The organism is Arthrobacter sp. MMS24-S77, assembly GCF_054888235.1.
This window is the reverse complement of record NZ_JBTZRN010000001.1, coordinates 2,950,759-2,976,675: the sequence shown is the minus strand read 5'-3', so window position 1 is coordinate 2,976,675 and position 25,917 is coordinate 2,950,759. Positions and strand designations below refer to the sequence as shown.

22 protein-coding genes and 3 tRNA genes are annotated in these 25,917 nt (G+C 63.9%); 10 read left to right on the top strand and 15 right to left on the bottom strand.

The features are described from left to right. Window positions 1-106: 106 nt before the first annotated feature. The gene (locus tag ACX5I4_RS13590; protein ID WP_461837114.1) at window positions 107-1,489 is read right to left on the bottom strand and encodes an amino acid permease; all 1,383 of its coding nucleotides are present in this window, start codon (window positions 1,487-1,489) and stop codon (window positions 107-109) included. A 177-nt stretch (window positions 1,490-1,666) separates the two neighbouring features. On the opposite strand from ACX5I4_RS13590, the gene ACX5I4_RS13585 reads away from it, so the two are divergent. The 6 genes from ACX5I4_RS13585 to ACX5I4_RS13560 all read left to right on the top strand — a co-directional run bounded on the left by ACX5I4_RS13585 (window position 1,667) and on the right by ACX5I4_RS13560 (window position 8,135). Continuing rightward, window positions 1,667-2,146 (top strand): Lrp/AsnC family transcriptional regulator, encoded by a 480-nt coding sequence (locus tag ACX5I4_RS13585; RefSeq protein WP_461837113.1) that lies wholly within the window; start codon window positions 1,667-1,669, stop codon window positions 2,144-2,146. A 92-nt stretch (window positions 2,147-2,238) separates the two neighbouring features. Beyond that, window positions 2,239-2,958, top strand: coding sequence for an NUDIX hydrolase (locus tag ACX5I4_RS13580; protein WP_461837112.1), 720 nt, complete (start codon window positions 2,239-2,241; stop codon window positions 2,956-2,958). Further along, window positions 2,955-4,262: a quinolinate synthase NadA gene (gene nadA, locus ACX5I4_RS13575; RefSeq protein WP_461837111.1), complete on the top strand. Its 1,308-nt coding sequence runs from the start codon at window positions 2,955-2,957 to the stop codon at window positions 4,260-4,262. Before ACX5I4_RS13580 ends, nadA begins: the two co-directional genes overlap by 4 nt. 37 nt (window positions 4,263-4,299) lie before the next feature. Beyond that, on the top strand, window positions 4,300-6,066 hold the full coding sequence (nadB, locus tag ACX5I4_RS13570) for an L-aspartate oxidase (RefSeq protein ID WP_461837110.1): 1,767 nt from the start codon (window positions 4,300-4,302) through the stop codon (window positions 6,064-6,066). Next, window positions 6,059-6,955, top strand: coding sequence for a carboxylating nicotinate-nucleotide diphosphorylase (gene nadC, locus ACX5I4_RS13565; protein WP_461837109.1), 897 nt, complete (start codon window positions 6,059-6,061; stop codon window positions 6,953-6,955). The genes nadB and nadC overlap by 8 nt, the downstream gene beginning before the upstream one ends. Window positions 6,956-6,959: 4 nt before the next feature. Next, a complete protein-coding gene (locus ACX5I4_RS13560) occupies window positions 6,960-8,135 on the top strand; it encodes a cysteine desulfurase family protein (protein WP_461837108.1) in 1,176 nt (391 codons plus the stop codon). A 32-nt stretch (window positions 8,136-8,167) separates the two neighbouring features. Here the strand turns inward: ACX5I4_RS13560 and ACX5I4_RS13555 are convergent, their stop codons facing one another. The 3 genes from ACX5I4_RS13555 to ACX5I4_RS13545 all read right to left on the bottom strand — a co-directional run bounded on the left by ACX5I4_RS13555 (window position 8,168) and on the right by ACX5I4_RS13545 (window position 10,284). Beyond that, on the bottom strand, window positions 8,168-8,659 hold the full coding sequence (locus tag ACX5I4_RS13555) for a GtrA family protein (RefSeq protein ID WP_461837107.1): 492 nt from the start codon (window positions 8,657-8,659) through the stop codon (window positions 8,168-8,170). 17 nt (window positions 8,660-8,676) lie between these two features. Continuing rightward, window positions 8,677-9,525 (bottom strand): fumarylacetoacetate hydrolase family protein, encoded by an 849-nt coding sequence (locus ACX5I4_RS13550; protein ID WP_461837106.1) that lies wholly within the window; start codon window positions 9,523-9,525, stop codon window positions 8,677-8,679. An 87-nt stretch (window positions 9,526-9,612) separates the two neighbouring features. Continuing rightward, a complete protein-coding gene (locus tag ACX5I4_RS13545; RefSeq protein WP_461837105.1) occupies window positions 9,613-10,284 on the bottom strand; it encodes a DUF1684 domain-containing protein in 672 nt (223 codons plus the stop codon). Window positions 10,285-10,427: 143 nt separating this feature from the next. On the opposite strand from ACX5I4_RS13545, the gene ACX5I4_RS13540 reads away from it, so the two are divergent. Both ACX5I4_RS13540 and ACX5I4_RS13535 read left to right on the top strand, forming a co-directional pair. Then, the gene (locus tag ACX5I4_RS13540; RefSeq protein ID WP_461837104.1) at window positions 10,428-11,237 is read left to right on the top strand and encodes a hypothetical protein; all 810 of its coding nucleotides are present in this window, start codon (window positions 10,428-10,430) and stop codon (window positions 11,235-11,237) included. 67 nt (window positions 11,238-11,304) lie between these two features. Next, a complete protein-coding gene (locus tag ACX5I4_RS13535; RefSeq protein WP_461837103.1) occupies window positions 11,305-12,111 on the top strand; it encodes a transglutaminase-like domain-containing protein in 807 nt (268 codons plus the stop codon). A gap of 15 nt (window positions 12,112-12,126) precedes the next feature. Here ACX5I4_RS13535 and ACX5I4_RS13530 read toward each other — a convergent pair whose 3' ends face one another. The 7 genes from ACX5I4_RS13530 to bcp form a co-directional block, all read right to left on the bottom strand. Continuing rightward, a complete protein-coding gene (locus ACX5I4_RS13530; protein ID WP_461837102.1) occupies window positions 12,127-12,591 on the bottom strand; it encodes a MarR family winged helix-turn-helix transcriptional regulator in 465 nt (154 codons plus the stop codon). Continuing rightward, on the bottom strand, window positions 12,588-13,721 hold the full coding sequence (locus ACX5I4_RS13525) for an LLM class flavin-dependent oxidoreductase (protein WP_461837101.1): 1,134 nt from the start codon (window positions 13,719-13,721) through the stop codon (window positions 12,588-12,590). The genes ACX5I4_RS13530 and ACX5I4_RS13525 overlap by 4 nt, the downstream gene beginning before the upstream one ends. Before the next feature lie 127 nt (window positions 13,722-13,848). Further along, a complete protein-coding gene (locus ACX5I4_RS13520) occupies window positions 13,849-17,064 on the bottom strand; it encodes an efflux RND transporter permease subunit (RefSeq protein ID WP_461837100.1) in 3,216 nt (1,071 codons plus the stop codon). Between the two features lie 64 nt (window positions 17,065-17,128). Further along, window positions 17,129-18,634 (bottom strand): malate:quinone oxidoreductase, encoded by a 1,506-nt coding sequence (locus ACX5I4_RS13515; protein ID WP_461837099.1) that lies wholly within the window; start codon window positions 18,632-18,634, stop codon window positions 17,129-17,131. 79 nt (window positions 18,635-18,713) lie between these two features. Then, window positions 18,714-20,381: an ABC transporter substrate-binding protein gene (locus ACX5I4_RS13510; RefSeq protein ID WP_461837098.1), complete on the bottom strand. Its 1,668-nt coding sequence runs from the start codon at window positions 20,379-20,381 to the stop codon at window positions 18,714-18,716. Between the two features lie 134 nt (window positions 20,382-20,515). Beyond that, a tRNA-Leu gene (locus ACX5I4_RS13505) sits at window positions 20,516-20,597 on the bottom strand. Window positions 20,598-20,717: 120 nt separating this feature from the next. Then, complete coding sequence (gene bcp, locus ACX5I4_RS13500; protein ID WP_461837097.1) at window positions 20,718-21,191, bottom strand: thioredoxin-dependent thiol peroxidase; 474 nt, start codon at window positions 21,189-21,191, stop codon at window positions 20,718-20,720. A gap of 113 nt (window positions 21,192-21,304) precedes the next feature. Here bcp and ACX5I4_RS13495 point away from each other — a divergent pair, with 113 nt between their 5' ends. Continuing rightward, window positions 21,305-21,793 (top strand): MarR family winged helix-turn-helix transcriptional regulator, encoded by a 489-nt coding sequence (locus ACX5I4_RS13495; protein WP_461837096.1) that lies wholly within the window; start codon window positions 21,305-21,307, stop codon window positions 21,791-21,793. A 153-nt stretch (window positions 21,794-21,946) separates the two neighbouring features. On the opposite strand, the gene ACX5I4_RS13490 is transcribed toward ACX5I4_RS13495, so the two are convergent. The 4 genes from ACX5I4_RS13490 to ACX5I4_RS13475 all read right to left on the bottom strand — a co-directional run bounded on the left by ACX5I4_RS13490 (window position 21,947) and on the right by ACX5I4_RS13475 (window position 24,668). After that, window positions 21,947-22,022, bottom strand: a tRNA-Lys gene (locus tag ACX5I4_RS13490). Between the two features lie 68 nt (window positions 22,023-22,090). After that, window positions 22,091-22,166, bottom strand: a tRNA-Lys gene (locus ACX5I4_RS13485). A gap of 116 nt (window positions 22,167-22,282) precedes the next feature. Next, window positions 22,283-23,401 carry a PQQ-dependent sugar dehydrogenase gene (locus ACX5I4_RS13480; protein WP_461838727.1) on the bottom strand — a complete coding sequence of 373 codons (1,119 nt, stop codon included), beginning with the start codon at window positions 23,399-23,401 and terminating at the stop codon, window positions 22,283-22,285. A gap of 109 nt (window positions 23,402-23,510) precedes the next feature. Beyond that, complete coding sequence (locus ACX5I4_RS13475; RefSeq protein WP_461837095.1) at window positions 23,511-24,668, bottom strand: sunset domain-containing protein; 1,158 nt, start codon at window positions 24,666-24,668, stop codon at window positions 23,511-23,513. Window positions 24,669-24,839: 171 nt separating this feature from the next. Between ACX5I4_RS13475 and ACX5I4_RS13470 the strand changes: the two genes are divergently transcribed. Next, complete coding sequence (locus ACX5I4_RS13470; RefSeq protein WP_461837094.1) at window positions 24,840-25,766, top strand: LysR family transcriptional regulator; 927 nt, start codon at window positions 24,840-24,842, stop codon at window positions 25,764-25,766. The last annotated feature ends 151 nt before the right edge of the window (window positions 25,767-25,917 follow it).

Below are 25,917 nucleotides of genomic sequence, written 5' to 3'. Positions count from 1 at the left end.
AGGGAATGCATAGCAGTTTGTGCACCTTTCGCTCACCCAAGTAGCTCGCAGTTGTTGTCGTTTTGAGGCGTCAAAACGACAACAACTGCTAGCCAGTTGGGTTTACCTAGGCGCTTCGTGCTGTCTTGACCTTGGCTCCGATACGGCAGGCCACAGCGATGCACGCGATCAGTAGGAAGGTGCCGATCAACTGGCCCGCGCTCTCGGCGTTCGAGAAGCCCACCACGAAGATCAGGGCAAGCAGTGCCAGTCCGAACACTGTGAGGAAGGGGAAGCCCTTCATGCGAAGCGGCAACTCTGTTCCTTCGCGGTCGGCGCGGCGACGCAGGATGAACTGCGACACGAGGGCCGTACCCCACACCACGAGGCAGGTGGAGCCTACAAGGTTGAGCAAGGCCGGCAGGACGTGATCGGGGAAGAGCAGTTCCAGTACGGTGGCGATGAAGCCGAAAGCGACGGAGACCCCGACGGCGGCCATGGGAACCTGTGCGCCGCGCAGTCGCGACAGGAAAGCCGGCGCTTCGCCGCGCTCAGACAACGAGAAGACCATGCGCGAGGCCCCGTAGAGGTTGGCGTTGAGCGCTGACAGCAGGGCCACAACGGCAACGAGAGTGATTGCGGTGCCTGCTCCCGGGATGCCCGCAAGGTTCAGGACACCAGCGAACGGCGACTTCAACCCTTCTGAGTCCGAGGGAAGGACGGCCGCAATAACGAAGACTGAGCCGATGTAGAAAACCAGGATGCGCCACACCACGGTGCGGATGGCCTTGCCGACGCTGTGTGCCGGGTCCTGCGTTTCCGCGGCGGCCACGCTCACGATTTCGGTGCCACCGAAGGCGAAGATCACGACAAAGAGCGCCGCGGCAATTCCGGCCCAACCGGACGGTGCGAAGTTGCCAGTGATGTGTCCAAGGCCCGGGGAGGTCACTCCAGGCAGCCAACCGAACAGCAATGCCGCGCCGATGATGAGGAACGCGACAATGGCCGCAACCTTCAGGATGGCGAACCAGAACTCGAACTCACCAAAGTTCCGGACGCCGGCGAGGTTGATCGCGGTGAAGGCCACCATGAAAACCAGGGCCAGCGCCCACACGGGAATGACCGGCCAGACAGAGAACAGTAGCCCGGCTGCGCCGAGGGCTTCAGCGGCGATGACCACTACCAGCTGCAACCACCAGAGCCAGCCGACCGTGGATCCGGCCGTCTTGCCCATGGCCTTTTCCGCATAGACGGAGAAGGCGCCGCTGTTGGGGTTGGCTGCGGCCATCTCGCCCAGTGCCCACATCACCAGGATGATCAGGGTGCCGGCCACGAGGTAGGAGATGAGCACCGCGGGCCCGGCAGCGTGGATCCCGGCCCCCGAGCCGAGGAAGAGGCCTGCGCCAATGGCACTGCCCAGGCCCATCATGGTCAGTTGGCGCGGCTTCATCGAGTGGCCGAGGCCCTGCGAAGGAATGGCGGGCTTAACAGCGGTGGACTTCGTTGTCATTCGTGTTTACCTTCTTGTGGATGGATTGTCGCTTGGTCCTCATGGGACTTATCGAATTTACCGCTTCCACAGGGAAAGTGGCGAAAAACACTTGTGAGACGATGGATGCAATGTGACCGGAGATCGGCACGTCTCCTGTCGATTTGTGCAGTGCCCGCGTGGAAGTAGGGAAAATTGGTGGCTGTTGACGAGTTGGATGCCAAGATTGTCCGATTCTTCACGGACTCCCCGCGGGCCTCTGTCCTCGAGGCATCCAGGGTTTTGAAGGTAGCCCGCGCAACGGTCCAGTCCCGGCTGGACAGGATGGCCGAGCGGGGAGTGGTGGCTCCCTGGGTTCCACAGCCGGACCCTGCAGGCTTCGGCTATCCCGTGGTGGCCTTCTGCTCGCTCACCATCAACCAGGACCTGGGGCACGACGCCGTCGTCGAAGCCCTGGCCGCCATTCCCGAACTTATCGAGATCCACACCGTTTCCGGCAGTTCGGATCTCATGGTGCGGGTGGTGGGCAAGTCGAACTCGGACCTGCAGCGCGTGCTCGATTCGCTCATCGGCACCAAGACCGTGCTCCGCTCGTCGTCGGTGATCGTGCTGAATACGCATTTCCAGGGCCGTACCTTGCCCCTCCTGGAGGCGGCAGCCAAGGAGAATGCGGGCTGAAACATTTGGACACTGCACCCCGACGGTCGTACCATTAGTTCTAGTCATTTTGACTTTAACTATCTTTCTGGTCCCTGAGGCAAAGAAGCGGGGTGAACACCGTGTACGCCAACTCCGCCAATGTGGCAGAGCGAAGGCTCGCACCGCCGTCGTTGGCTATATCCACGGTGATTTTCGCCCTCCGCCCTAGTGAGAGCTCTGGCCGCCCCACGCTCTGGTTGCCTTTGGTACGCCGCATCCGCGAACCATTCAAGGACATGTGGGCGCTTCCCGGCGGTCCCTTGCAGCATGACGAGTCCCTCCAGGATGCCGCTTCGCGGAACCTACGCGAAACCACAGGGTTGGTGCCTCAATACCTCGAGCAGCTCTACGCCTTCGGCGGCCTGCACCGCTCGCCTGCCCAACGGGTTGTTTCGATCGTCTACTGGGCTTTGGTACAGCCCACGGAGGCCGCATTGGCGGACGAATCAGAAAACGTCCGTTGGTTCCGGGCAGACAGGCTCGCCGAATTGGCCTTCGACCACAACGCGATCGTGGACTACGCCCTATGGCGGCTGCGCAACAAGATGGCCTACGGGTCCATCGCCTATCACTTGCTGGGGGAGTTCTTCACCCTGGCCCAGGTCCGCGAAGTCTATGAGGCTGTCCTGGACCGCCAGCTGGATCCGGCGAACTTTCGCCGGCAAATCAAGGGAACACCGGAAATCGAGGAGACCGGTGAATACCTCCAGGGCGGAAAACACCGCCCGCCCCGCCTCTACCGCTTCACCGGCACGCCCGGACTCGGGCCAGACAACAGGAGTACACCATGAGCAGCGTCAACACAGCTATCCAGCTGATCACGCGCGAGGAAGCCGAGAGTGGCCGTTCCGCGGCGGGCTCAACGTGCAGCCCCGCTCTGGCCAAGGGCCCGTGGGAGTACGACCTCGCAGAGGCCCTCGCCGGCGTTCCCGCCTACGGTCCCGGCGCTTCCAGTTCCGACGACGCTCCAAAGGCCACACCCCGGCAGGGCCAATTGCCTGAAGAATACAAGTCGGCCAGCGACGCCGAGCTGGACGTCCGGATCCGCGCCGCCAAGGAAACGCTGGGGGACCGCGCCGTCATTCTGGGCCACTTCTACCAGCGCGACGAAGTAGTCCAGTACGCGGATTTCGTGGGCGACTCTTTCCAACTGGCCAACGCGGCGCTGACCAAGCCCGACGCCGAAGCCATCATCTTCTGTGGTGTGCACTTCATGGCAGAGACCGCGGACATCCTTTCCAGCGAGGGCCAGGCCGTGGTCCTGCCGAACCTGGCCGCGGGCTGCTCCATGGCAGACATGGCGGACGAGGACTCGGTGGAGGACTGCTGGGAGCAACTCGAAGAGATCTTCGGGACCGCGCCTGATTCCGAAGGCCGTGCCCCGGTCATCCCGGTCACCTACATGAACTCGTCAGCCGCATTGAAGGCCTTCTGCGGCCGCAATGGCGGCATCGTCTGCACGTCCTCCAATGCCAAGACGGTGCTCGAATGGGCATTCGAACGCGGCCAGAGGGTGCTCTTCTTCCCTGACCAGCACCTCGGCCGCAATACTGCCAAAGCCCTTGGCGTACCGCTCGAGCAGATGCCTATGTGGAACCCGCGCAAGGAACTCGGCGGAAACGATGAGCAGACCCTGCTGGATTCCCGCGTCATCCTCTGGCACGGCTTCTGCTCCGTCCACAAGCGCTTCAACGTGGGCCAGATCGAGAAGGCGCGCGCCGAATTCCCCGGCGTGAACGTCATTGTGCACCCCGAGTGCCCCATGGAAGTTGTTGACGCGGCAGACGGCGCAGGCTCCACGGACTTCATCAAGAAGGCCATCGCCGCCGCAACCGAGCCCACCACCTTCGCGATCGGCACGGAGATCAACATGGTGAACCGCTTGGCCGCGGAGAACCCGCAGCACACCATCTTCTGCCTTGACCCGGTGATCTGCCCCTGCTCCACCATGTACCGCATCCACCCCGGCTACCTCGCCTGGGTACTCGAGGAACTGGTGGAAGGCCGCGTGGTCAACCGCATCACGGTGGACGACTCCGTCAAGGACAACGCCAAGATCGCCCTCGAACGCATGCTCGCAGCACGGCCGCTCTAGGCCACACCCCGTATCAACCAGTCGAATTGAGCCTGATATGACTGCAGAACGCTTTCTCGGTGCTACGGCGCGGCGGCGACTCGTCGTCGTCGGCAGCGGTATCGCCGGACTTTATTCCGCACTGCTGGCCGCTGAAGCCGGTGCGGACGTGGTCCTGCTCAGCAAAGGCGCGCTGGCGGACAGCAATACCTTCTTCGCGCAAGGCGGGATTTCGGCAGTGCTGGAGCAGCCAGCACCCGGGGATACCGTCGCCGCGCACATTGCGGACACCCTCAGGGCCGGCGGCGGCCACTGCAACGAGGGAGCCGTGCGGGTGCTGTGCACCGAAGCGCGCCGGGACATCATGGGGCTGGAGCGTTTCGGTGTTCGTTTCGACGCGGACGACGACGGCGATCCCGCCTTGGGGCTCGAGGCCGCCCACTCCGCCCCGAGGATCCTGCACGCCGGCGGAGACGCCACCGGGGCCGGAATTGCGAAGGCGCTCATCCTCGCAGTCCTTGACGCGCAGGCCGCCGGGAAACTCCACGTGCTGGGACACGCACAGGCCACCGGCCTGATCCAGTCCGAGGGACACGTGGCAGGCGTTGAATTCCTGCGCAACGGCCGCCTTGAGGCTGTACGCGGCGATGCCGTGCTGCTTGCCACCGGTGGAGCGGGACAACTATTCGCCCAGACCACCAACCCCTCGGTTGCGACAGCGGATGGACTCGCGCTCGCGTGGCGGGCGGGAGCTGAGCTCGCGGACCTGGAGTTCTTCCAGTTCCACCCCACGAGCATGGTGCTGTCCGCCGCCGGAGCCTCCTCTCCCCCCGACGCTGATCCCCTCCTGATCTCCGAAGCTGTCCGCGGCGAAGGCGCCATCCTGGTGGATGCCAAGGGGGAACGATTCATGCCGGCCTACCACCCGGACGGCGAACTTGCTCCGCGCGACGTCGTCTCCCGCAGCATTGCCCTCCATCTTGCCTCGCTGGGCGATCCCAACGGCCACGTCTTCCTTGACGCCCGGGTGGTCGAAGCAGCCAAGGGCCAAGGCTTCCTTGAGAAGCGATTCCCCACGCTCAGCGCCCGGACTCGCGAAGCCGGCGTCGACTGGACCCGCGAGCCCGTTCCGGTTGCCCCGGCCGCCCACTACTGGATGGGTGGCGTAGTCACCGATCTATTCGGCCGTACCTCTGTTCCCGGCTTGCTCGCGGCGGGCGAAGTTGCCTGCACCGGGGTCCAAGGCGCGAACCGTTTGGCCAGCAACTCCTTGCTCGAAGGACTTGTCTTTGGGCGGCGGGCTGTCGAGGGGTTCCTTGGCGAGGTGCAGTCCAACAGCGGGGAGACCGACTCGCTAGTTCCCTCGGCGCCTGCGCTCCGGTCTCACGTCGGCGAACGCCTCGCAAGCTCGGCGGCCGGCGTGGACCTGCACGCAACAACGGCGCTTTCGGGAACCACCGAGCCGGCCGGGGCGCTCTCGTGGCAGCCCGAGCTTGTCCCCGAGCCCTTCAACCGCACCGCCCTTCGTCGGCTTATGACTGCCAAGGCCGGGGTGCTTCGGACTGGGGGGTTGCTTCGGGAGGCTGCTGAGGCACTCGACGCTTGGGCCGACGTCGTGGTTCCTGAGAATGTGCCCGACTCTGTGGATCCGTGTGTGCACGAGGATGCCAATTTGCTCCTTGCTGCGCAGTTGTTTGTGCGGGCTGCGCGGGCGCGGCGGGGGTCGCTGGGGGCGCATTACCGTCGCGACGCCGTCGAAACCCCACGCGAAGAAATTGTTCAGAGATACACCATCCGCCGGAAAGCGAGCCTCGTCAATGACTAGCCTGACCCTCCCCGCAGCACCCGTCCGGGACATTCTGGAGCGTGCCTTCGCGGAGGACGCGCCAAGCGGGGACATCACTTCGCAGTTGCTCATTCCCGCGGAAGCCCGTGCCACCGCCGTGCTCAATGCCCGGGTTCCGGGGGTCTTCAGCGGCGGCACGGTGTTCCGCGACGCCATGCTGCTCGTCGACCCGGACACCCAAGTGGAGCTGCTGCTCGCCGACGGCGAAGCGTTCGACGCCGGAACCCACCTCGCGCGGGTCAGCGGCCGCGCCCGCTCGGTGCTGCTTGCCGAACGCGTCGGGCTCAACCTGACCCAACGCATGAGTGCCATTGCCACCAAGACGGCGGAGTTCGTCAAGCTGGTGGACGGCACGAAGGCCCGCATCACGGACACCCGGAAGACAACGCCCGGGCTGCGGGTATTGGAACGCTACGCCGTGCGTTGCGGCGGGGGAGCCAACCACCGCTACAGCTTGTCCGATGCCGTCCTGGCCAAGGACAACCACCTGGCCGTGATGACGGGCGGGGATTCCGCCAAGCTCACCGCACTGCTCAAGGCCGCCAAGGCGCAGCTCGGCCACACCACGCACTTCGAGGTGGAAGTGGACAGCGCAGAGCAGATCGAACCCGTGCTCGCGGCCGGGGTGGACACGATCATGCTGGACAACTTCTCGCTTGAGGAGCTCCGCGCCGGCGTGAAGCAAGTGGCCGGGCGCGCCGTCGTCGAGGCGAGCGGCAACGTCAACGTCAACACTGTGGCGGACATTGCCGCCGCGGGAGTCGACGTCATTTCCATCGGCGGACTCACTCACAGCGTTACGGCGCTGGATCTGGGCCTCGACGTGACGCTGGACGTGGCACCGGACCCATCCTCGGGTCTCGGCTGACGCCATGATTTTCCTCGACGCCGCGGCCACCACTCCCGTCCGCAGGGAAGTCCTCGAAGCGATGTGGCCTTACTTGACGGGCGAGTTCGGCAATCCTTCGAGCCACCACAGCCTCGGCGAAGCAGCTGCGAACGCGTTGTCCGGAGCTCGTGTGGCGGTGGCGAAGGTCCTGGGCTGCCGGCCAGGGGAGGTCACCTTCACTTCCGGCGGCACCGAAGCCGACAATTTCGCCGTGAAGGGAATCGCCCTCGCAAGGCGGGCCGCGGATCCTTCCCTGAACCGCGTTGTCATCAGCGCCATCGAACACCCCGCCGTCGAGGAATCCGCACGCTACTTGCAACGCGTCCATGGATTCGACGTGGACGTGGTCCCCGTGGATGGGTATGGAGTCGTGACCCCTGAGGCGCTCCGGTCCACCCTGCGTCCGGAAACCGCCCTCGTGAGCATCATGTACGCCAACAACGAGATCGGGACCGTGCAGCCCGTGCGGCAACTTGCGGAGGTGGCCGCGGAACACGGCGCGCCGTTCCATACGGACGCCGTCCAAGCCGCGGGCTGGCTGCCTGTCGGTGTCAAGGAACTGGGGGTCGACGCCCTCAGTATTTCCGGCCACAAACTCGGCGCGCCCAAGGGCAGCGGCGTTCTCTATGCCAAGGGACGGCTGAAGATCGAGCCGGTAGTCCACGGTGGTGGCCAGGAGCGGGGGCGGCGCTCCGGAACCGAAAACGTGGCAGGTGCCGTTGCGCTGGCCACGGCATTGACCCTTGCCCACGCTGAACAATCCGGATTGGCTGAACAATCCGGACTGGCTGGCCGGGTCTCTGAGCTGCGGGATGCATTCATCGGGACAGTCCTTGAAAGAGTGCCCGGAGCTGTTCTCACCGGCCACCCCTCGCGGCGGCTGCCATCCATCGCGTCCTTCTGTTTCCCGGGCACCAGCGGAGAATCCGTCCTGCTGGAACTTGAGCGGCTTGGCGTGGTCTGTTCGAGCGGATCAGCATGCGCCGCGGGATCGGATGCTCCGTCTCCAGTCCTGCTGGCCTTGGGCATTGAGGCCGGGGTAGCCCAGACCGCTGTCCGCTTCAGCTTCAACTCCACGGTGACCTCAGCGGAACTGGAAGAGGCCGCGCAAGCCGTGGCTGCCGCCGTCGGGAGCGTGCAGGGACTCGGTCGCCGCTGACTGTCCCCTACCCACGGGTCGGGCCGGGCAGCTCAGACGTGACGGGCCCGGCGGAAAATCCAGTGCCGCAGCATGGTGAAGCGCACGGCCGTGGCGAAGAATCCGGACAGGGTGGTGGTCCAGAGGTCCTCGGTCAGGGTGGCATCGGGCCGGAACGCATGGAGCACGCCCAGGCTCCCTCCCGTGATGACCAGAGCCACGGCGATCACGATCAGCCCGTTCAGATGGTCCCGGGTCCTCTTCCGGTTGCCTGCGATTTTGAAGGTCAGCCGCCGGTTCAGTGCCGTATTCATGAGCGACGTGATGATCAGCGCTGCGGCGTTGGCCAGCTGGGGTCCCATCCACGGCCGAAACAGTGCGTAAAGGGCCAGCGACGCCGCAGTGCAGATGATTCCGACGCCGGTGAAACGGATGAGCTGCCGGACCACCGGATAGCGCAGGATACCTTTGCGACGCTTGCTAGTAAGCGTTCTCGAAAGGGACGTCTGCCGCGTCTCAGTCGTGGGCGCGGCAGAAGAGTCCATGGCTCAAGCCTGTCATATCACGCCGGGGATTTCTCCCAGGAAGCAGCCTTGACAGGGTTCGTCAGCTCTCCGATGCCCTCAACGCGGCAGGTCACAACGTCTCCTGGCGCGATCCGGGCGCACTCAGCCGGGAAGCCGGTGAGCACCAGATCGCCGGGGTGCAAAGTCATGAACGAGCTGAGGTAGACAAGAATTTCGTCCACGTTCCAGCCGAGGTCGGCGGAGCTGGCCGTCCGTAATTCCCTGCCGTTGTGCACGATGCCGATCGAAAGATCACGGTCGTCGAGGTCCGTGACAACCCAGGGTCCTGCAGGAGTAAAGGTGTCCTGGCTTTTGGCGCTGATCCACAGTTCGTCGGTCTTCTGCAGGTCCCGCGCAGAGACGTCATTGCCAATTGTGAAACCGAGAATGGCGCCGCGTGCATTCTCGAGTGTGAGTCCGCGGACTTTGCGCCCGACGACGACCGTCAGTTCCGCTTCCGGGTCCACGTAGCCAACCGCAGAGGCGAGCTCGATGGCGTCGCCCGGTCCGATGACACTTGTGGCGGCCTTGTGGAACGCCTGTGCGGGCAGGTCCCGGCCCGGCTGGCCGGTGTTGTGCGCCATGCCGAAGACGTTGGCGGGAACAGACGGGGCCAGGAAAGTGAACGTGTCCTCCAGGACCTCCGCGCCCCTGTGCCACCCCGGCTGCTCAGCGCTGCTGCCGTTTGCCGGGGAACCTGGGAACGGGCTCTCCACCACGGTCCAGATGCGCCCTGCCTCCGAAGCGAAGTCGACGGCGTCGTTCGCCACGAAGAATTGTTCATCCGGAGTGGCGGGGGAGAGGGGGCGGACTCGGGCGATCCGGCGTGCACGTGAGGAGGTCATGAAGACATCCTACGTCCTCTCCGTACGGGTACGGGTTTGGCACGCGACGGCGTGCGGCTTACTCCCGCAGCAGGCGCCTTCCCGCAGCTAAAGGGGCAGGTAGAGTTCCCCGACCGGGATGTCCGCGGCCAGGCGATTCGCCGGTCCGGCCAAGGGGCAAGCCCAGGCCTCGTTGTACGCGCAGGACGGGTTGTAAGCGAAGTTGAAGTCGAGCACGAACTCCTGCTGTTGCCCGGATCCGCGAAGGCCGTGGAAAGCGCCCTTGATGGTGTCCAACAGGTATCGGCCGGCCCCATAGCTTCCTCCCGGCTTGCCGGCTGTGGCGTCGCGGAAGGGGACGAAGATACCGCCGCCATAGCTGCGGAGGCGCCACACGGCCAGGGAACCAAGCTCGTCGAGATCGAAGGTGCCGAGACGGACGAATGGCACCACGCCGTCGGTTCCGGTCTGGACGTTCATCTCCTGGCCCGCGCCCTCAGGAGACAAGGCTGCATAGCGGCGGAAATGAGGGTTGTAGTCTGCGGTGCGCAGGCCGGAGAAAGCTTGCTTGCTGGCGGGCGTCAAGGCCGAGGCCGGGTGGGTTCCGAACATCCGGTCGCGTTCCTGGCGCCAATAGACATGGGCCTGAAAGGGATCGCTCACCGCAATCTTCCGGACGTCGTCGTACAAGGCAAACGTACGCAAGCGCCAATCCGCGATGTCGACGGCGGAGATTCCCGCCACGCTGTTTTCGTCCTCGTCAAACTGATCTGGAGCCATGCGTCCAGCCTAGTCCCACGGCCGTTGAGCCCAGTCCTACGGCGCGGGCGCAGCCGCTGGCCGAACGCTCTCTGCAGCTTTGCGTGCGCGAAACGCCGACCTGGACGGGCCGGCATCGGCGCGGCGCCGCTAGGCTGGTTCGCATGAGAGCGAAGCGGTTCCCGTTGAAGTTTTCAGTCGCCGTCGTGGCGGCGCTCGTTGTGGTGTCCGCGGCTGGCTGCAGTTCCGAGGGCAAGGGCGGAACGGTCTGGACGGCCGGCTCCACTAGTGCGGCGCCGGGCACCACGGCACCGTCGGGCGCGAGTACGGCCCCGCCGTCGGGCACTTCCACTGTGAGCCCTTCCGCCGGAAGTACGACGACGGCGGGGGCGACGGCCTCGGCGTGGAAGACGTACTCGGATGCGGCCAAGAAGGTCAGCTTTGATCTTCCAAGCGACTGGATTGCGCAATCGGTCACGCCCGACGCCGGCTCCTTGCCGGGCGCCCTGAAGATCGTGGTCAAGGACGCCAAGGGAGGGTATCTGGCGACGCTGCACACCGGGCTCCCTACGACGAGCCCGGCCGACTGCAGTCCGGCCGCCAAGCGGCCTTATGTGGTAGTCAGCAGCGTCCCGATTGACCTGCCCCACGCGGATGGCGATTCGACGATTCCTCCGCATGTGGTGTTCAGGGTTATTCAGGGCTACAAATTCTTCGGTTCGTACGGCATCACCAACATGGTGGCTGGAACTGATGGCCAAGCCTGCCAACTCCGGAATCTCGTGGTGGGGCCTGCAGGAAAAGGCAACTACTACTTTGGCGACATGCCCGCCGTGCACGCTTTTGCCACGGACGAAGTAGTTGCGCCCGCGAAGTCCTTTGACACCCTGGACCAGGCCGCCAAGTACGTTGATCAGGGTTCGGAATTCGCCAACGTCCAGCGGATGCTACTGTCTCTGAAGATCAATCTGTAGAACGACGATTGACACACGCAGATCGGCGACAGCGGGGGGTTGTCCAGCCGCAACAATCCGGAGATCCATGGAACGCAACGTTGCTGCCCAGCTCGTTTTCAAGACCGTCGCCAACACCAAGGTGGCGATGGCAATCGCCGTGGCCAGCAATCCTGGCTACGACTCGTTGACCGAAGAGTTGTCAGTCACGGTGGAAGGCGACGCCGTACCACTCGCTGAGCTGACGGACCATCATGGTGGACGTTTCCACTACATGGAGTTCGCCGAACCCAGCGAGGTCACGGTGGACTACCGCGCCTCGGTGAAGGGCATTGGTGTACCCGATGAGTCCTCGCGGATGGAGCTCATCCGTTATGTGCGGCCCAGCCGCTATGCCGAGTCGGATCGCTTGCTTCCGACGTCGTACGCCGAGTTCGGGGGCTTGCATGGCGAGGAGCTGTTGCAGGCCGTTCGGAACTGGGTCCACGACGAACTGCGTTACGTCAGTGGATCCTCCCGGGGGACAGACGGCGCCGTGGAAACGCTCCTGCACCGCAAGGGTGTTTGCCGGGACTTCGCACACCTTGCCATTGCCCTCCTCCGCTCCAAGGACATCCCCGCCCGCCTCGCCGCCGTTTACGCCCCAGGGCTGAGTCCCATGGACTTCCATGCCGTGGCGGAGGCCCACATCGACGGAACATGGTACGTAATCGACCCCACCGGACTGGCCCCTCGGGAGTCGATGCTCCGCATCACGGCCGGCCGCGATTCCTCGGACACCGCGTTCCTGTCCACGGTGGGCGGAAGTTTGTCGTTGAAGAGCTTGAAGGTCACAGCGGTAGTGGCCGACGAGCTGCCGGATGAGGATCCGGCAAAGCTCGTCGTCCTGCGCTAGCCGCCGTACGGCCGCCTACTTCCCTGCGACGAACGCTTGCAGCTTTTCGGTCAGTCGGAGAAGCTCACGCTGCTCCTCGGCCGTAAGGGCCGGGGCCACAAGCTCGGCAATGTCGCGGACGTGCTCACGGCCGATCTCCTTCTGCAGTTCCTGTCCGGCTTCGGTAAGCCCAAGAAGGATGCCGCGACCGTCGTCGGGGGCGATGCTGCGTTCCAGGAGTCCGCGCTTCTCCAATCTGTCAACCAAACGGCTCAGGCTGGATTGGCTGAGCAAGACGTGATCGTTGATCTCGTTCAAGCGCAATTTGCCCGTGGGGCACCGGGAGAGCGTGAACAGGACGTCATACTCCTTGATGGGGAGCTTCTTGAACGCCTTGCCGGCCTGGAGCCGGCGCATCACCGCCACCTGGGAGCGGAACAACGACTCCCAGGTTTCTGCGGCGAGGCGCACGGCCGACGAGGTGGGCGCCTTGGTGCTCACGCCGACTCCCCGACGGCGTCAGTGACGGGATCGGTCACATCATCGCTGGATGAGGCGGCCAAGGAAGCGGCAACACGTGATGCGTGCGTAGGCGCGTCAGGGACGTGGGCGGGCTTGCGGTCCGCGAACTCCTTGCGCAGGACCGGCAGGACTTCTTCGCCGAACAGATCCAACTGCTCCAGAACGGTCTTGAGCGGCAAGCCGGCGTGGTCCACCAGGAACAGCTGGCGCTGGTAATCGCCGAAGTACTCGCGGAACGTGAGCGTCTTCTCGATGACTTCCTGCGGGCTGCCCACGGTCAGGGGTGTCTGGGAGGTGAAGTCCTCCAAGGAAGGCCCATGGCCGTAGACCGGAGCATTGTCGAAGTAGGGGCGGAATTCCTTCACGGCATCCTGCGAATTCTTGCGCATGAAGAACTGCCCGCCGAGGCCCACAATGGCCTGGTCTGCCTTGCCATGGCCGTAGTGCTCGTAGCGTTCGCGGTACAGGCCGATCAGCTGCTGGTAGTGCTCCTTGGGCCAGAAAATGTTGTTGGCGAAGAAGCCGTCGCCGTAGTAGGCGGCAAGTTCCGCGATCTGCGGGCTGCGGATGGAGCCGTGCCAGACGAAGGGCGCGACGCCGTCGAGCGGGCGGGGCGTGGAGGTGAAGTTCTGCAGCGGGGTGCGGTACTTGCCGCTCCAATTGACGGTGTCCTCATCCCAGAGCCGGCGCAGCAGGGAGTAGTTCTCCACCGCGAGTTCGATTCCGTCCTGGATGTTCTTGCCGAACCAGGGGTACACAGGAGCCGTGTTGCCCCGGCCCATGATGAGGTCCACGCGCCCGTCCGCCAGGTGCTGGAGCATGGCGAAGTCCTCGGCGATCTTGACGGGATCGTTCGTGGTGATCAGCGTGGTGGAGGTGGACAGCGTGATGCGTTCCGTCTGCGCCGCGATGTAGGCCAGTGTGGTGGTGGGGGACGAAGAGAAGAAGGGGCGGTTGTGGTGCTCGCCGATCGCATAGACGTCCATGCCGATCTCTTCGACCTTCTTGGCGATGGCCACGGCGGCCTTGATGCGCTCGTTCTCCGTGGGGGTGTGGCCCGTGGTGGGGTCAGTGGTGATATCGCTAACGCTGAATACGCCGATCTCCATGATGTACCTTTCTGCCTGCCCGGTTGGTGTCCGGGCTCTGTCAAACAGTCTATCCCAAGATAGATGCATTTGCATGTATCGCCGGGTGTAACAGGGCACGGCATCATTTTGTTCCCGGTGTGTTGCCTTACTCGGCGGGGCCGGAGGCGGATCGGCGGCCGGTGACCCTGGGGATCATCCCGGTGGTCCAGTCCAGGTGGTCTGCCTCGCCGTGGCCGGCAGTCGCATCCTTCCGGACGGCGCGGCGCTGCGTGAGTGCCTTGAGCAGCGCCTTCTTTTCGCGCCGGCCTTCGACCAGTTTGTAGAGCACGGGCACCAGCACGAGAGTCAACGCCGTGGACGAGACGAGGCCTCCGATGACCACAATGGCAAGCGGCCGGGAAATGAAGCCGCCGCCTCCCGTGAAGCCCAGGGCCATGGGAGTGAGGGCGAATACGGTGGCGAGGGCGGTCATCAGGATGGGCCGCAACCGCTGCCGGGCGCCATGGGTGATCGCTTCGGCCACACTCATTCCGGGGCTTCCGTCGCGTGGCTTGCGGTACTGGTTGATGAGGTCGATCAGCACAATCGCATTGGTCACCACGATTCCCACCAACATCAGCATGCCGATGAGGGAAGGCAGGCCGAGCGGGACGCCCGTGAGCAGGAGCAAGGCGATGGCACCTGTCGCAGCGAAAGGCACGGACACGAGCAGAATAAGGGGCTGGATGAGGGACTTGAAGGCGGCAACCATGATCACATAAACAATGGCGACGGCGGCCAGGAGGGCGAGCCCGAGTTGCCGGAACGAGTCCGCCTGCTGCGTTGTGGCGCCACCGATCGCGGCGGTGACGCCGGCAGGCAATTGCACGGAGTCAAGCCTGTCGCGGACGGCGGTGCTGACGGCACCAAGATTTGAGCCCGACGGCGTGACGGTCACTTTCGCGCTTCTCTGGCCGTTGCTGCTGGTGATGGAGACCGGGGTGTCCACTTGCTCCACCGAAGCGATGCTGGACAGCGGAACGGGCCCTGCCGCCGTCGGGAGGTTGATGGCCCTGACGGCGGCGATGCTGCTGAAATGCGTGCCTTCGCCGATCTGGACCGGGAAATCCGTGGTGTCGATACGGACCGTGCCCGCGGGTATGGGACTGACCGTGGACGCCAGGACTCCGGCCACTTGTTCTTCGTTCAGCCCGGCGGCGACGGCTTTGGCGCGATCGACCCGTACCTGCACCACGGACTGGCTGGCGTCCAGGTTGGTGGCTACCTCGGAACTCCCGGGCACGCCGTCCATGGCCTTCGCCACAGCGTCGCTTGCGGTTTTCAGATCAGCGGCGTTGGCGGCGTTGATGGTGATGTCCACGCTGGAAGACGTGCCCAGGCCACCCTGTTGGGCACCCACAGTGACCTTTCCTGCGGCCGGGGCGCTTGTGAGCCGGGACCGGACCGTGTCCTGCAGTTTCTGTTGATCGGCCTTTTCGTCGGTCACTACCGTGAATGTCGAGTTCGACGCGCCAGTTGACGTGAGGGCGGCGAAACCGGTTTGGGCATTGCCCGAGGTTACCTGGACGTCCTTGATGCCGTCGATCCCGCGCAGGACCGATTCCACTTGGGCGGCGGCAGCGGCGGTCTGTTCCAGGTTCGTACCGGCGGGAAGGACCTGGCGAACGGTCATGCTGTTTTGGCCCGAGTTGCCCAGCAGGTCTGTGGCAAGCAGCGGGGACATGGCTGCGGTTCCACCCAGTACCAGGACCGCGGCGACGATGGTCACGACCGGGTGCTTCTGGGTCTTGGCCAGGATGGGCAAGTATCCGCGCTGCAGCAGGCTCCGCTGTTCTGCCTCGTGCGCAGCGGCAACGGCGCGCTCGGCGGCACCGGCGTCCCCGGCCGGAGATGGCGACTTAAGGAACCAGTAGGCCAGCACCGGAACGATGGTGAGGGACACGAGCAACGACGACAACAGGGCGATGGTCACCGTCAGGGCGAAGGGGCGGAACAGCTCGCCCGCCAAATTGCCCACGAAGGCGATCGGAAGGAAGACGGCAACCGTGGTGAGGGTGGACGCCGTGATGGCCCCGGCAACTTCGCGTATGGAATTGAGGATTGCCGCGAGCTTGTGTTCTCCATAGCTGAGGTGGCGCTTGATGTTCTCAACCACCACGATCGAGTCGTCCACCACGCGGCCGATCGCAATGGTCAACGCGCCCAGGGTGAGGATGTTCAGCGAGTAGTGGGTCGCCGATATTCCGATGAACGTGATCAGGAGAGACAGGGGAATGGACACTGCCGTCACCAAGGTGGAGCGAACGGACATCAGGAACACCAGGATGACGGCTACAGCAAAGCCAAGTCCAAGAAGGCCTTCCGTGGTGAGGTCCTTGATGGATTTTTCGATGTACGGGGCTTGGTCGAACACCGGGGTGAAGTGGGCATTGGAGCCGAGTTCGGCCTCCATCTGGGCAAGGGAATCCTTGACGGCGTGCGAAATGGCAACCGTATCGCCGTCGGGCTTCTTCGTCACGGACAGGGCCAGCGTCGGCTTCCCGTTGGTGCGGGTAATGGAGGTCGCGGCGTCGTCCTTGATGCTCACATCCGCGACCGTACCGATGGTGGTACCGCCCTTTGCCCCGGCGAGGGGCAAGCCCTTGATGACGTCGAGGGAGTCCACCGGGCTGCCGATCTGGAGGGACAACGTCTTGCCTTGGTCCTCGATGGTCCCGGCCGGAACCAGCGTGCCGTTGTTCTTGAGGGCGTTTGCGAGCGACTGGACCGTGGCGCCGGTTGCGGCCATGGCCTGGGCCTTGGGTTGGATCAGGATGTGCTGGGTTGCCCCGCCGGTCACGTCGGCGCTGCGGACCCCGTCCAATTTTTGGAGCCGGGGAACGCTGAGTCGCTGAAGGTCCGTGTTCAGCTCACTCAGCGGCTTGTCCGAGGATACGGCCAAAAACACGATGGGGAAGTCGCTGATGCTGCCGGCAAAGGAGCGGGGCTCGACATTGGCCGGCAGCACCCGTTTGGCGTTGGAGATGGCGCGATCAATCTGGTTGCGCGCGCGGTCCAGATTCGACCCGTAGGTAAACACCATGGTGATCTGTGAAACGCCGTTCCGCGATGTCGACGTGGTCGATTCGAGGCCCTCGACGCTGTTCAGCGCTGTTTCGAGGGGCCGGCTGAGTTGCTTGTCCACGACTTCCGGAGATGCGCCCGGCATGGCAGTGATCACTGAAATCTGCGGAAACTCGATCGAGGGGATAAGTTCCTGCTTGAGTGAGGACATGGTGATCAGGCCGAACACCGCAGCGAAAACGGTGATCAGCGCGATCAATGCCCTGTTCGCCAGTGAAAGCCTTGCCAGACGGAACATTGCACAGTCTCCTGGGGTCTACGGTCTGTCTCGTGTCTCGAACTGGCCGCAGCCCGGACTGTTCCTAGTGCTGGACGGCGTTGGCGGCCTCGAGTTGGAGCGAACGGGCAGTGCTCGCTTCCAGGTCCTCGGCGAGCTCGGGGTTGTCGTTCAGCTTGACGCCGTAGCCCGGCATCATTTCCTTGAGCTTCGACTGCCAGCCCTTGAAGTTCTTCGGGAAGGATCGCTGCAGCATCTCGATCATGATCGGGACCGCGGTGGATGCACCAGGCGAGGCGCCGAGCAGTGCTCCGATGGAGCCGTCACGAGCCGTGATGACCTCGGTGCCGAACTGCAGCACGCCGCCCTTCCGGGAGTCCTTTTTGATGATCTGCACGCGCTGGCCCGCCGTGATGAGCTCCCAGTTGCCGCCATCAGCCTGGGGGTAGTACTCGCGGAGCGACTCCACCTTGGCTTCGTGGCGTTTGGCCACTTCCTTGATCAGGTAAGCGGTCAGGTCCATGTTGTCCTTGGCCACAGCGAGCATCGGGATGATGTTGCTCGGACGGATGGACAGCGGCAAGTCAAGGTAGCTGCTGGTCTTCAGGAAATTCGTGGAGAAACCGGCGTACGGGCCGAAGAGCAGGGAGCGCTTGCCGTTGACGTAGCGGGTGTCGAGGTGCGGCACGGACATGGGCGGGGCGCCGACAGAAGCCTGGCCGTACACCTTGGCGCTGTGCTGGCTGGCGATGGCCTCGTCGGTGCAGCGGAAGAACTGGCCCGAGACCGGGAAACCGCCGTAGCCTTTGCTCTCCGGGATGCCGGATGCCTGCAACAGGTGGAGTGCTCCACCGCCGGCGCCGACAAAGACGAACTTGGCGTGGATCTGGCCGTGCTCGCCGGAAGCGGGGTGCTTGAGCGAAAGGTCCCATCCGCCGTCGGAGGCTTTGCGAACGTTGGTGACGTCGTGGCCGTAATTGACTTCAACGCCGTTGTTGGCGAGGTAGCCGGTCAGTTCGCGGGTCAAGGCGCCGAAGTCGACGTCGGTGCCTTCCGCTGCGCGGGTGGCGGCAACGCGCTGCTTGGCGTCGCGGCCCTTGACGATCAGGGGAGCCCACTTGGCGATCTGTGCCTGGTCTTCCGTGTATTCCATGCTGCGGAAGAGCGTGTTCGGCTTGAGTGCCTCGTAGCGGGTCTTGAGGAAGTCCGCGTGCTTGTCGCCGATGACAAAGCTCATGTGCGGAACGGTGTTGATGAAGCCCTTGGGGGAGCCGATCAATTTGTTGTCCACCAAATGGGACCAGAACTGCCGGGAAAGCTGGAATTGCTCGTTGATGTGCAGGGCCTTGGACGGGTCAACCGAGCCGTCCTTCGCTGCGGGGGAGTGATTAAGCTCACAAAGCGCTGCGTGCCCGGTTCCCGCGTTGTTCCACGGCCCGGAGCTTTCCAGGCCGGCTTCGTCGAGTCGCTCAAAGAGGGAGATGGTCCAGCTGGGTTCGAGTTGCTTGATGAACGCGCCCAGGGTTGCGCTCATGATTCCGCCCCCAATAAGGACGACGTCAGCGTGGTGTGTCTTGGAAATGAAGGTCACGATCTATCTCCGATAGCGGCGGCACTGGCTGTCACAGAATATCCCCGCGTGGGCACATAACTGAAATTGCGGCGGGACGTCAAGACTTCAGGCGAACGTTTGTAAAAACTTCGTTTAAGACAGGCGATGCAGGGTACTTCTCGACGCGGTCGGAAAGGGCCAAAGCCGAGATGGGGAAGGCAATGGGGACTGCCGGGACGGTCGCAGCGATCTGGGAATTGATGGTCTGGTACTGGGAGTTGCGGTCAGAGCCGTCAGGGAGCCCGCGGGCCCGGTCGATTTTCGAGAAAACCTGTGGATCGCTGTAGCCGAACTCGCCGTTGTTCTCACCGAAAAGGGTGCCCACGAAGTTGTCCGGATCCGAGTAGCCGCCATTCCAGCCGAGCAGGTGGAGCGCGTGGTCGCCCGGCGATTGGACCTTCTGGAGGTAGCCGTCGTCCCAGCTCACAGGCACCGGTTTGATGTTGAGCCCGACGGCGGTCAGTTCGGCGCTGATTTCCGCGAAGATCTTTTCCGGGGTGGGCATGTAGGCGCGGGTGACGTTGAGCGGGTAGTAGAACTTGAGCTCTTCGCCCTTGTAGCCGGATTTGGCGAGCAGTTGCTTGGCCTTGTCCGGGTCATACCCGAGCGCCGGAGCATTGTTGTTGAATCCGCTCAGCTTGGGCGGAACGAACTGGGATGCCGGCGACGTGTTGTCGATAAAAAACTTATGGATGAGGGTTTCTTTGTCGATGGCCATCTCGATTGCCTGGCGGACCCCAAGATTCTGGAGGGGCGCCACGGACTCGTTCATTCCCAGGTACATCACGGAGAACGGATCCCGTTGGACAATCTGCATGCCCTTCTTGACCAGTTGGTCGAAGGTTCCGGCGGTGACGAGGTCGTAGCCGTCTATTGTGCCTGCGAGCAGGGCCTGAAGGCGACCCTGCGGATGGTCGAATGGAATGAAGTTGACCGTGGCTATCTGTCCACGGTCGCCCCAGTAACCCTTGTAGCTCGTGAGGGTGATGCGGTCCTGGCCCCAGGAGGAGAAGACGTAAGGGCCCGTGCCCACGGGATGGGAGGCGTACGCCGACGCTGGTTGTCCGGCCAATTTCTTGTCCAGGACGTTCGCCTTGCCGTCGGCCATCGCTTTGGGGGACGACATTGCGAAAGCAGGCAGCGTCAAGGCCTGCAGGAAGCCTGTGAAGGGCTTCGCCAAGTTGATCTGGACGTGGTCGGCAGAAACCGCCTTGCAGTTCTTGAAGAGGGAAAGCGCGGCGTCGTCCGAGAAGGACTTGAAGACGCTCTTGAAGGGAATGCCTGGCACTTGTTGGCGCACGGTTGCCGGAAAGTTGAACCAGCGGTTGAAGTTGGTGCAGACTGCCGCGGCATCAAAGGCCGTTCCGTCGTGGAAAGTGACTTTTGTGCGCAGCGTGAAGTCGTAGCTGAGTCCGTCATTTCCTTGGGACCATGCAGTGGCCAGGAGAGGCGTCGGTTGCCCGGTGGAAGCATCGACGCCTACAAGGCCTTCCATCACTTGCCGGGTGACGCGGTATGACTCGGAATCGTTGGTCAGGGCGGGATCGAGTCCAAGCGGCATCGACGGGGTGCCGAAGTTGAACGTCTTGCTCGGCTCCGCCGGTACGTCGCCCGCGGCCGATGTCGACGGAGCCGGACCAGGGGCTACCGTGCACGAGGTCAAGGCCGCGGCCAGAAGGCCTGCGCCGATTTGTAGCGTGACTCGGCGAAGCTTGCTGCTTACCACTCTTGTCCCCTCAAGGCAGTTGGACGGGCTAAGGCCCGTGGCAGCCGGACCGCGGTCCAGTCTAGTTCAGGGGCCTGAGTCCTGGCTGAAAACGCGGAAGTGCCCCGGTCAAGGACCGGGGCACTTCCGACATGTGCGCAAGGGGGGACTTGAACCCCCACGCCCGAAGGCACAGGAACCTAAATCCTGCGTGTCTGCCAATTTCACCACTCGCGCGGGTGCCGGTACCTGGCCGGGATCGAAGGTCTCTTGGGTCCCGGGCATATACCGCCCTCTATTGTACCTGCGGTTTTGTGCAAGCCGTTCCGCCCCTGGCCTGGCGCGGGCATGTGGTGGCTACGTGTCGAGCTTGAGGTCCCTGCGGAGCTTTGCCACATGTCCGGTGGCCCGCACGTTGTACTGGGCTACGGCTACCTTTCCGTCCGGGTCGACCACGATCGTGGAGCGGATCAGCCCTTGGTACGTCCGTCCGTAGTTCTTCTTTTCGCCCCAAGCCGCGTAGGCGTCAGCCACGTGGTGTCCTTCGTCGGACAGCAGGGGAAAAGTCAGGGACTCCTCGGCCACGAATTTCTCCAGGTCCTTCACCGTGTCCGGAGAGACGCCAAGGACTTCGTAGCCGGCGGCACGAAGAGTTTCGAGGGAATCGCGAAAGTCGCAAGCCTGCTTCGCGCATGCCGGGGTGGAGGCCGCCGGGTAGAAATAGATGACCGTATTGCGGCCACGGTACGAGGCCAGGCTGACGTCGCGGCCAGTATGGTCCTTGAGGGTGAAATCGGGGGCAGTGTCGCCCGGAATGAGTCGATCCGCCATAGTGTGCTCCTTGCTTGCTTGGGTTCGCGCGCACTCAGCTTAGTGACGAGTTGTGCGCTACACGAATTGGACTCGGACCGGATCTGTACGTCACGCCCGATATACTGGCCCCTATGCCTGATATGGAACGGTGGCCCACCGGGCGCCTGCTCTCCACGGCGGCGCGGCTCGTGGAGCACGCCTGGAACGAGAAACTGCGCGGTATGGGACTGACCCACGCCGGGGTCATTGTCATGGAAGTACTTGCCGTCAAGGGACCCACCACGCAGTCGATGCTCGCACAGATTGTCCGCGTTCAGGCGCAGACCATGGGGAAGACACTCGCCAGGCTGGAGACTCACGGCCATGTCAGCCGCACGCGCGGCATTTCCGACCGCCGAAGCCAAGTGGTCAGTCTGACCGAAGCGGGGGAACGCACGCTCGGGCTCGCAACTCAGTTGGAACGGGAAGTGCTTGAACCGGTTCCAGTGGACACCGCCAAACTACGGCGGGAACTTCAGGCCCTGGTGCGCGAACTGGCGAACAACCATTCTTCCCCCGCCGTCAATGCCATGGTGGCCACAGCTGACTCTGGCGCATCGCAGGGCGACGTCCCGGACTAGCCCCGCCAGGGGCCCGGTCCGGGGCACCGCCAGGGCCCCAGGACACAGCAAAGCCCCGGTCCGGGGCACCGCAAGGCGCCGGTCCGGGCGGAGCAGGTCGAAAAGCAAAAAGATCCCTGGATGGCGTTTCGGCCATCCAGGGATCCTTCTTTTTGGTGCACCCCCCGGGACTTGAACCCGGAACCCATTGATTAAGAGTCAATTGCTCTGCCAATTGAGCTAGAGGTGCAATTGTTTGTTGCTCACACGCAAAGAAATAACCCTTGAGCGGCTATTGCCGCTCAAGGGCCCTTCCCTTGGTGCACCCCCCGGGACTTGAACCCGGAACCCATTGATTAAGAGTCAATTGCTCTGCCAATTGAGCTAGAGGTGCATTCGTCGATTTCGATCAGCTGAAGGCTTTTCTTCCCTCGTTGATCTCCGCAACGACATGTAACTCTACACGACACTTGCCGAAGTGTGAAATCGGCACGAGCCCCGTCGGCGCCGCTACCGGGGAGGCTTCAGGACCAGCGCAAAGTCAGGGTTTTGGTTATTGCTGAGAACCCACAGAGTGCCGTCCGGCGCAAGCGAAACGTCCCGGAGCCGGCCGTATTGGGCTGTGAAGTATGCCACAGGAGTCCCAGCGGTTTCACCGCTGAGCGGCACCGTCCACAATCGCTGCCCCCGCAACGCGCACGTGAACGCCGTTCCGTTGGCGATTTCCAGGCCGCTCGGGGAGGAATCCGCCGTCGACGGCCACACAACCTTGGCATCAAGGTAATCCGCGCGGCCGGGCGCCCCGGTTACTTCTGGCCAGCCGTAGTTGCCGCCCGCTTTGATGAGGTTGAGTTCGTCGTTCACATCGGGCCCGAATTCGCTCGCCCACAGTCTGCCGGCGCTGTCCCATGCCAGGCCCTGCACATTGCGGTGTCCGTAGCTGTACACCGGATTGTTGCCGAAGGGGTTGCCCGGTGCGGGTTTTCCATCGGGGGTAAGCCGCAGGATTTTCCCACCAAGCGCATTGCGGTCCTGTGCTTGCTCCGGGCGCTGCGAATCACCTGTACCAACGTAGAGGAAGCCGTCGGGGCCGAAACGGATACGGCCGCCGTTGTGGGTTGAGGCTTTGGGGATACTGGAGAAGATGACGTCGGGCGTGCCAAGGCTGAAGCGGCCGTCCGCGGACTGTTCCAGCCGGGTCCGGGCAATTCTGTTGTCCGATTCGGCCGTGAAATAGCTGTAAAGCAGGCGGTCCCTGGCGAACGTCGGGGAGAGCGCCAGACCCAGCAGGCCGCCTTCGCCGCCGGGCACGACGCCGGGAAACTCGCCGATGGTTGTGGCGTGACCGTTCCGGACGGATTTGAGGAGTTTGGTGTCCCGTTCGGAGATGATGGCGGTGCCGTCCTCGAGGAACACGACCGACCACGGGAGAGTGAGATTCAGGTCCAGTTTCCGAAGCAACTCCGGTCCGTTGCCTTCCGGCCCGGAGGACTGGACGGCGGGTGACTGGCTCGCGGACGGTGACGCTGCCGACGACCCCATTGACGGTCCTCCCGGGGACAATCCAGGGCCAGGGGGACTCCCTGTGCAAGCGCTCAGGAGCAAAGCCGAGATACATGCAACCGCCATGAGTGCCCGGGCAGGCAAAAGGCGGGGCCGGAGGAAGCTCCCGGAACCCGCCTTTGCCTGGTTCATGGTGTGCCCTGGTCGTCTCTGGGACCGTCGGTTGCGTCCGTCCTCAGCGCCGATTCCTGCGAGGCGGCCGGAAGCCGGCCGCCTCGGCGTGGGCACTCGAGACAAACCAGACCCCGGCCTTGACCTCGTCGTAGGACGGACTGTCTTCATCGTGATAGATCATCGTGTCTGCGTTGCCTTTGACGGTATAGCCGTCAGGGCCGCTCCCGTCAGCGCCCGCGGCCGCCGATCCCTCGCCGTACGGCTGGTCGGCGGCGAGATGGCCGCCCAGCGCGGTGGCGTCGCCCGGCGCCACTTCCGGGCCGGCTGCCGCGGTGGGCGGTGCGACGGCGTCGGAAGCCTCCTGCCGCTCTCCTTGCTCATGATCCGGAGCCGTGTCGTCAATCTCCGCTGCGGCGGATTCGGCGCCGGGGAGAGTCGGTGCGTGGGCGTCCGTGTACTCGCGGTGGTGGACCGGAACCGGTGCGGCCGGTGCTCCGACTTCGCTCCACGTGGCTTCCCATTCGGCGCTGTCCGCTAGTTGTTCGGGAGTGGCTGGTGCGGGGGCGTCCGCTTGAGTTCCTGATGCCACCGAACTGCCGGCTGCGTGAGGCGCGGAAGGTCCGTCGTCAGCCGTGGCGACGTCATCGGCAGTAACGCCTTCTTCGAGTTCCGGCTCGGAAAGGACCGGTTCGGGAACGATCGGCTCCGGAACGATCGGCTCGGTCTCTCCGGAGACTGCGGTCTCGGAGACTGCGGCACCGGTGGCAGCGGTCCCCTCAGCTACCTCTTCGGACAGCACCGGTTCCGGGAGTGTGGGCTCTTCGAATAGTGGCTCCTCGACAGTGAGTGGCTCCTCCGCTGCGGTTTCAGCAGCTGTGGACTCTGCCTGTGCGGCCATTTCGGATTCGAGCGGGGGGCCAGGGCGCTCCCAGTCATCGACGTCGACACCGCCTGGCTCCGGGGACGGTTCGGGCTCGGGCTCCGGTTCGGTGGAGCGTGACTCGGCTAGAAGTTGTTCGGCGGTCGCGGCTGCGGCGACCAACGGGGCGGAGCCTGTCAGGGCGGCCGCGGTGGTGTCGATTTGGGGGGACGAAGCAGTTTGCGACGGAGAGGACGGTGCTATGCCGTCCGAGGGAGTTTTCGCGCGGTTGCGGCTCAAGAGCCACCAGACAATCGCGACGATCAACACAATGACGATGACCGTGATCAACCATTCCATGGGAGGAGCCCTTCTATTCGATTGGCACAGCTGTCGTGATTTGACGTTACGTCCGTGTCACGGGGCTGTCTAGGTTTGTCAATCGATTCGAGGCGCGCGCCGTGTCCGCATCGCTCCGGTGCCCCTGCTGGAAGGAACTGAGGTGGGAGCCGCATCCCCTAGGGTGTCTTCATGGACTTCAAGAGGCTGCGCATCCTCCGCGAACTGGCGGACCGGCAGACGGTCGGCGCCACGGCGGAAGCGATGAACGTCACAGCCTCCGCGGTGTCACAGCAGCTCAAGACGCTCCAGGAGGAGCTCGGCGTCGTTCTCGTGGAGAAGGATGGTAGGGGAGTCCGTCTGACCGAGGCGGGCCACGCAATGGCGGGAGCGGCTGCCGACGTCGCCACGGCGATGGCTCGGGCGGAATCGACGGTGGACACCTATCGCCGGGGGTGGCAGGCCCACATCCGGGCAGCCTTCTTCCCGAGCGCCGCCGAGATGTTGTTGCCTGGACTATTGCACCGTGTCGGGGCTATTGAAGGGCTGCATTTCGAAGCCCATTTCGAGGATCCCGGAACGGACGGTTTCGCCGGATTGGCAGCGGATTACGACATCGTCCTCGCCCACAGCGTGGACGGTCCGGAAGTCTTCGCCCGGCACGGCCTCGAGGTGCTTCCACTGCTGGAGGAAGCCTTGGACGTCGCCATGCCGGCGGGCCACGAGCTCGCGGCCAAGGCGCGGCTGACGGCCCATGACGTGGTGGGCTACCCGTGGCTTGGCGTTCCTGTCGGCTTTCCGTTTGACACCGTGCTCCGGCAGATTGAGCTCCAAGCGGGTACGACGGCGGTGCGGGGCCAGCGGTACCCCGACCTCCGGGTCCTCGAGGCCCTGGTCGGGTCGGGTCACGGAATCTGCCTTCTTCCCCGCTACACTGCCCGCGCCAACCAGGGTAAGCGGTTGGTCCTGCGGCCGCTCACAGGGGTCCGCGCGAGCCGCAGCATTGTGGCCCTTGCCCGTCCGGAAGTGGCTGCCCGTACCACCATCAGGCAGACTCTCAGCCTGCTTCAGGAGGAGGCCGCAGTGATTGCCCAGGAGCTTCGATTGAGTGACGAGTGACACCCGGAGGGTGGTGCAGCCTTAGGCTGTCTCACATATTGAGACGAGTGTCCACTATTTGAATGAAATATTGAAGGAAATAGCGCTAAATTTGCCCCAACCCGCCCATCGTGTTCGTTGGCCACAGCCCAAGAGTCATAGACTCGTGCCC

Coding starts and splice junctions, on each gene's coding strand:
- ACX5I4_RS13590 (WP_461837114.1), bottom strand. CDS start 1,489: ATGACAACGAAGTCCACCGCTGTTAAGCCCGCCATTCCTTCGCAGGGC.
- nadA (WP_461837111.1), top strand. CDS start 2,955: ATGAGCAGCGTCAACACAGCTATCCAGCTGATCACGCGCGAGGAAGCC.
- nadB (WP_461837110.1), top strand. CDS start 4,300: ATGACTGCAGAACGCTTTCTCGGTGCTACGGCGCGGCGGCGACTCGTC.
- nadC (WP_461837109.1), top strand. CDS start 6,059: ATGACTAGCCTGACCCTCCCCGCAGCACCCGTCCGGGACATTCTGGAG.
- ACX5I4_RS13560 (WP_461837108.1), top strand. CDS start 6,960: ATGATTTTCCTCGACGCCGCGGCCACCACTCCCGTCCGCAGGGAAGTC.
- ACX5I4_RS13555 (WP_461837107.1), bottom strand. CDS start 8,659: ATGGACTCTTCTGCCGCGCCCACGACTGAGACGCGGCAGACGTCCCTT.
- ACX5I4_RS13550 (WP_461837106.1), bottom strand. CDS start 9,525: ATGACCTCCTCACGTGCACGCCGGATCGCCCGAGTCCGCCCCCTCTCC.
- ACX5I4_RS13545 (WP_461837105.1), bottom strand. CDS start 10,284: ATGGCTCCAGATCAGTTTGACGAGGACGAAAACAGCGTGGCGGGAATC.
- ACX5I4_RS13540 (WP_461837104.1), top strand. CDS start 10,428: ATGAGAGCGAAGCGGTTCCCGTTGAAGTTTTCAGTCGCCGTCGTGGCG.
- ACX5I4_RS13535 (WP_461837103.1), top strand. CDS start 11,305: ATGGAACGCAACGTTGCTGCCCAGCTCGTTTTCAAGACCGTCGCCAAC.
- ACX5I4_RS13525 (WP_461837101.1), bottom strand. CDS start 13,721: ATGGAGATCGGCGTATTCAGCGTTAGCGATATCACCACTGACCCCACC.
- ACX5I4_RS13520 (WP_461837100.1), bottom strand. CDS start 17,064: ATGTTCCGTCTGGCAAGGCTTTCACTGGCGAACAGGGCATTGATCGCG.
- bcp (WP_461837097.1), bottom strand. CDS start 21,191: ATGGCGGATCGACTCATTCCGGGCGACACTGCCCCCGATTTCACCCTC.
- ACX5I4_RS13495 (WP_461837096.1), top strand. CDS start 21,305: ATGCCTGATATGGAACGGTGGCCCACCGGGCGCCTGCTCTCCACGGCG.
- ACX5I4_RS13480 (WP_461838727.1), bottom strand. CDS start 23,401: ATGGCGGTTGCATGTATCTCGGCTTTGCTCCTGAGCGCTTGCACAGGG.
- ACX5I4_RS13475 (WP_461837095.1), bottom strand. CDS start 24,668: ATGGAATGGTTGATCACGGTCATCGTCATTGTGTTGATCGTCGCGATT.
- ACX5I4_RS13470 (WP_461837094.1), top strand. CDS start 24,840: ATGGACTTCAAGAGGCTGCGCATCCTCCGCGAACTGGCGGACCGGCAG.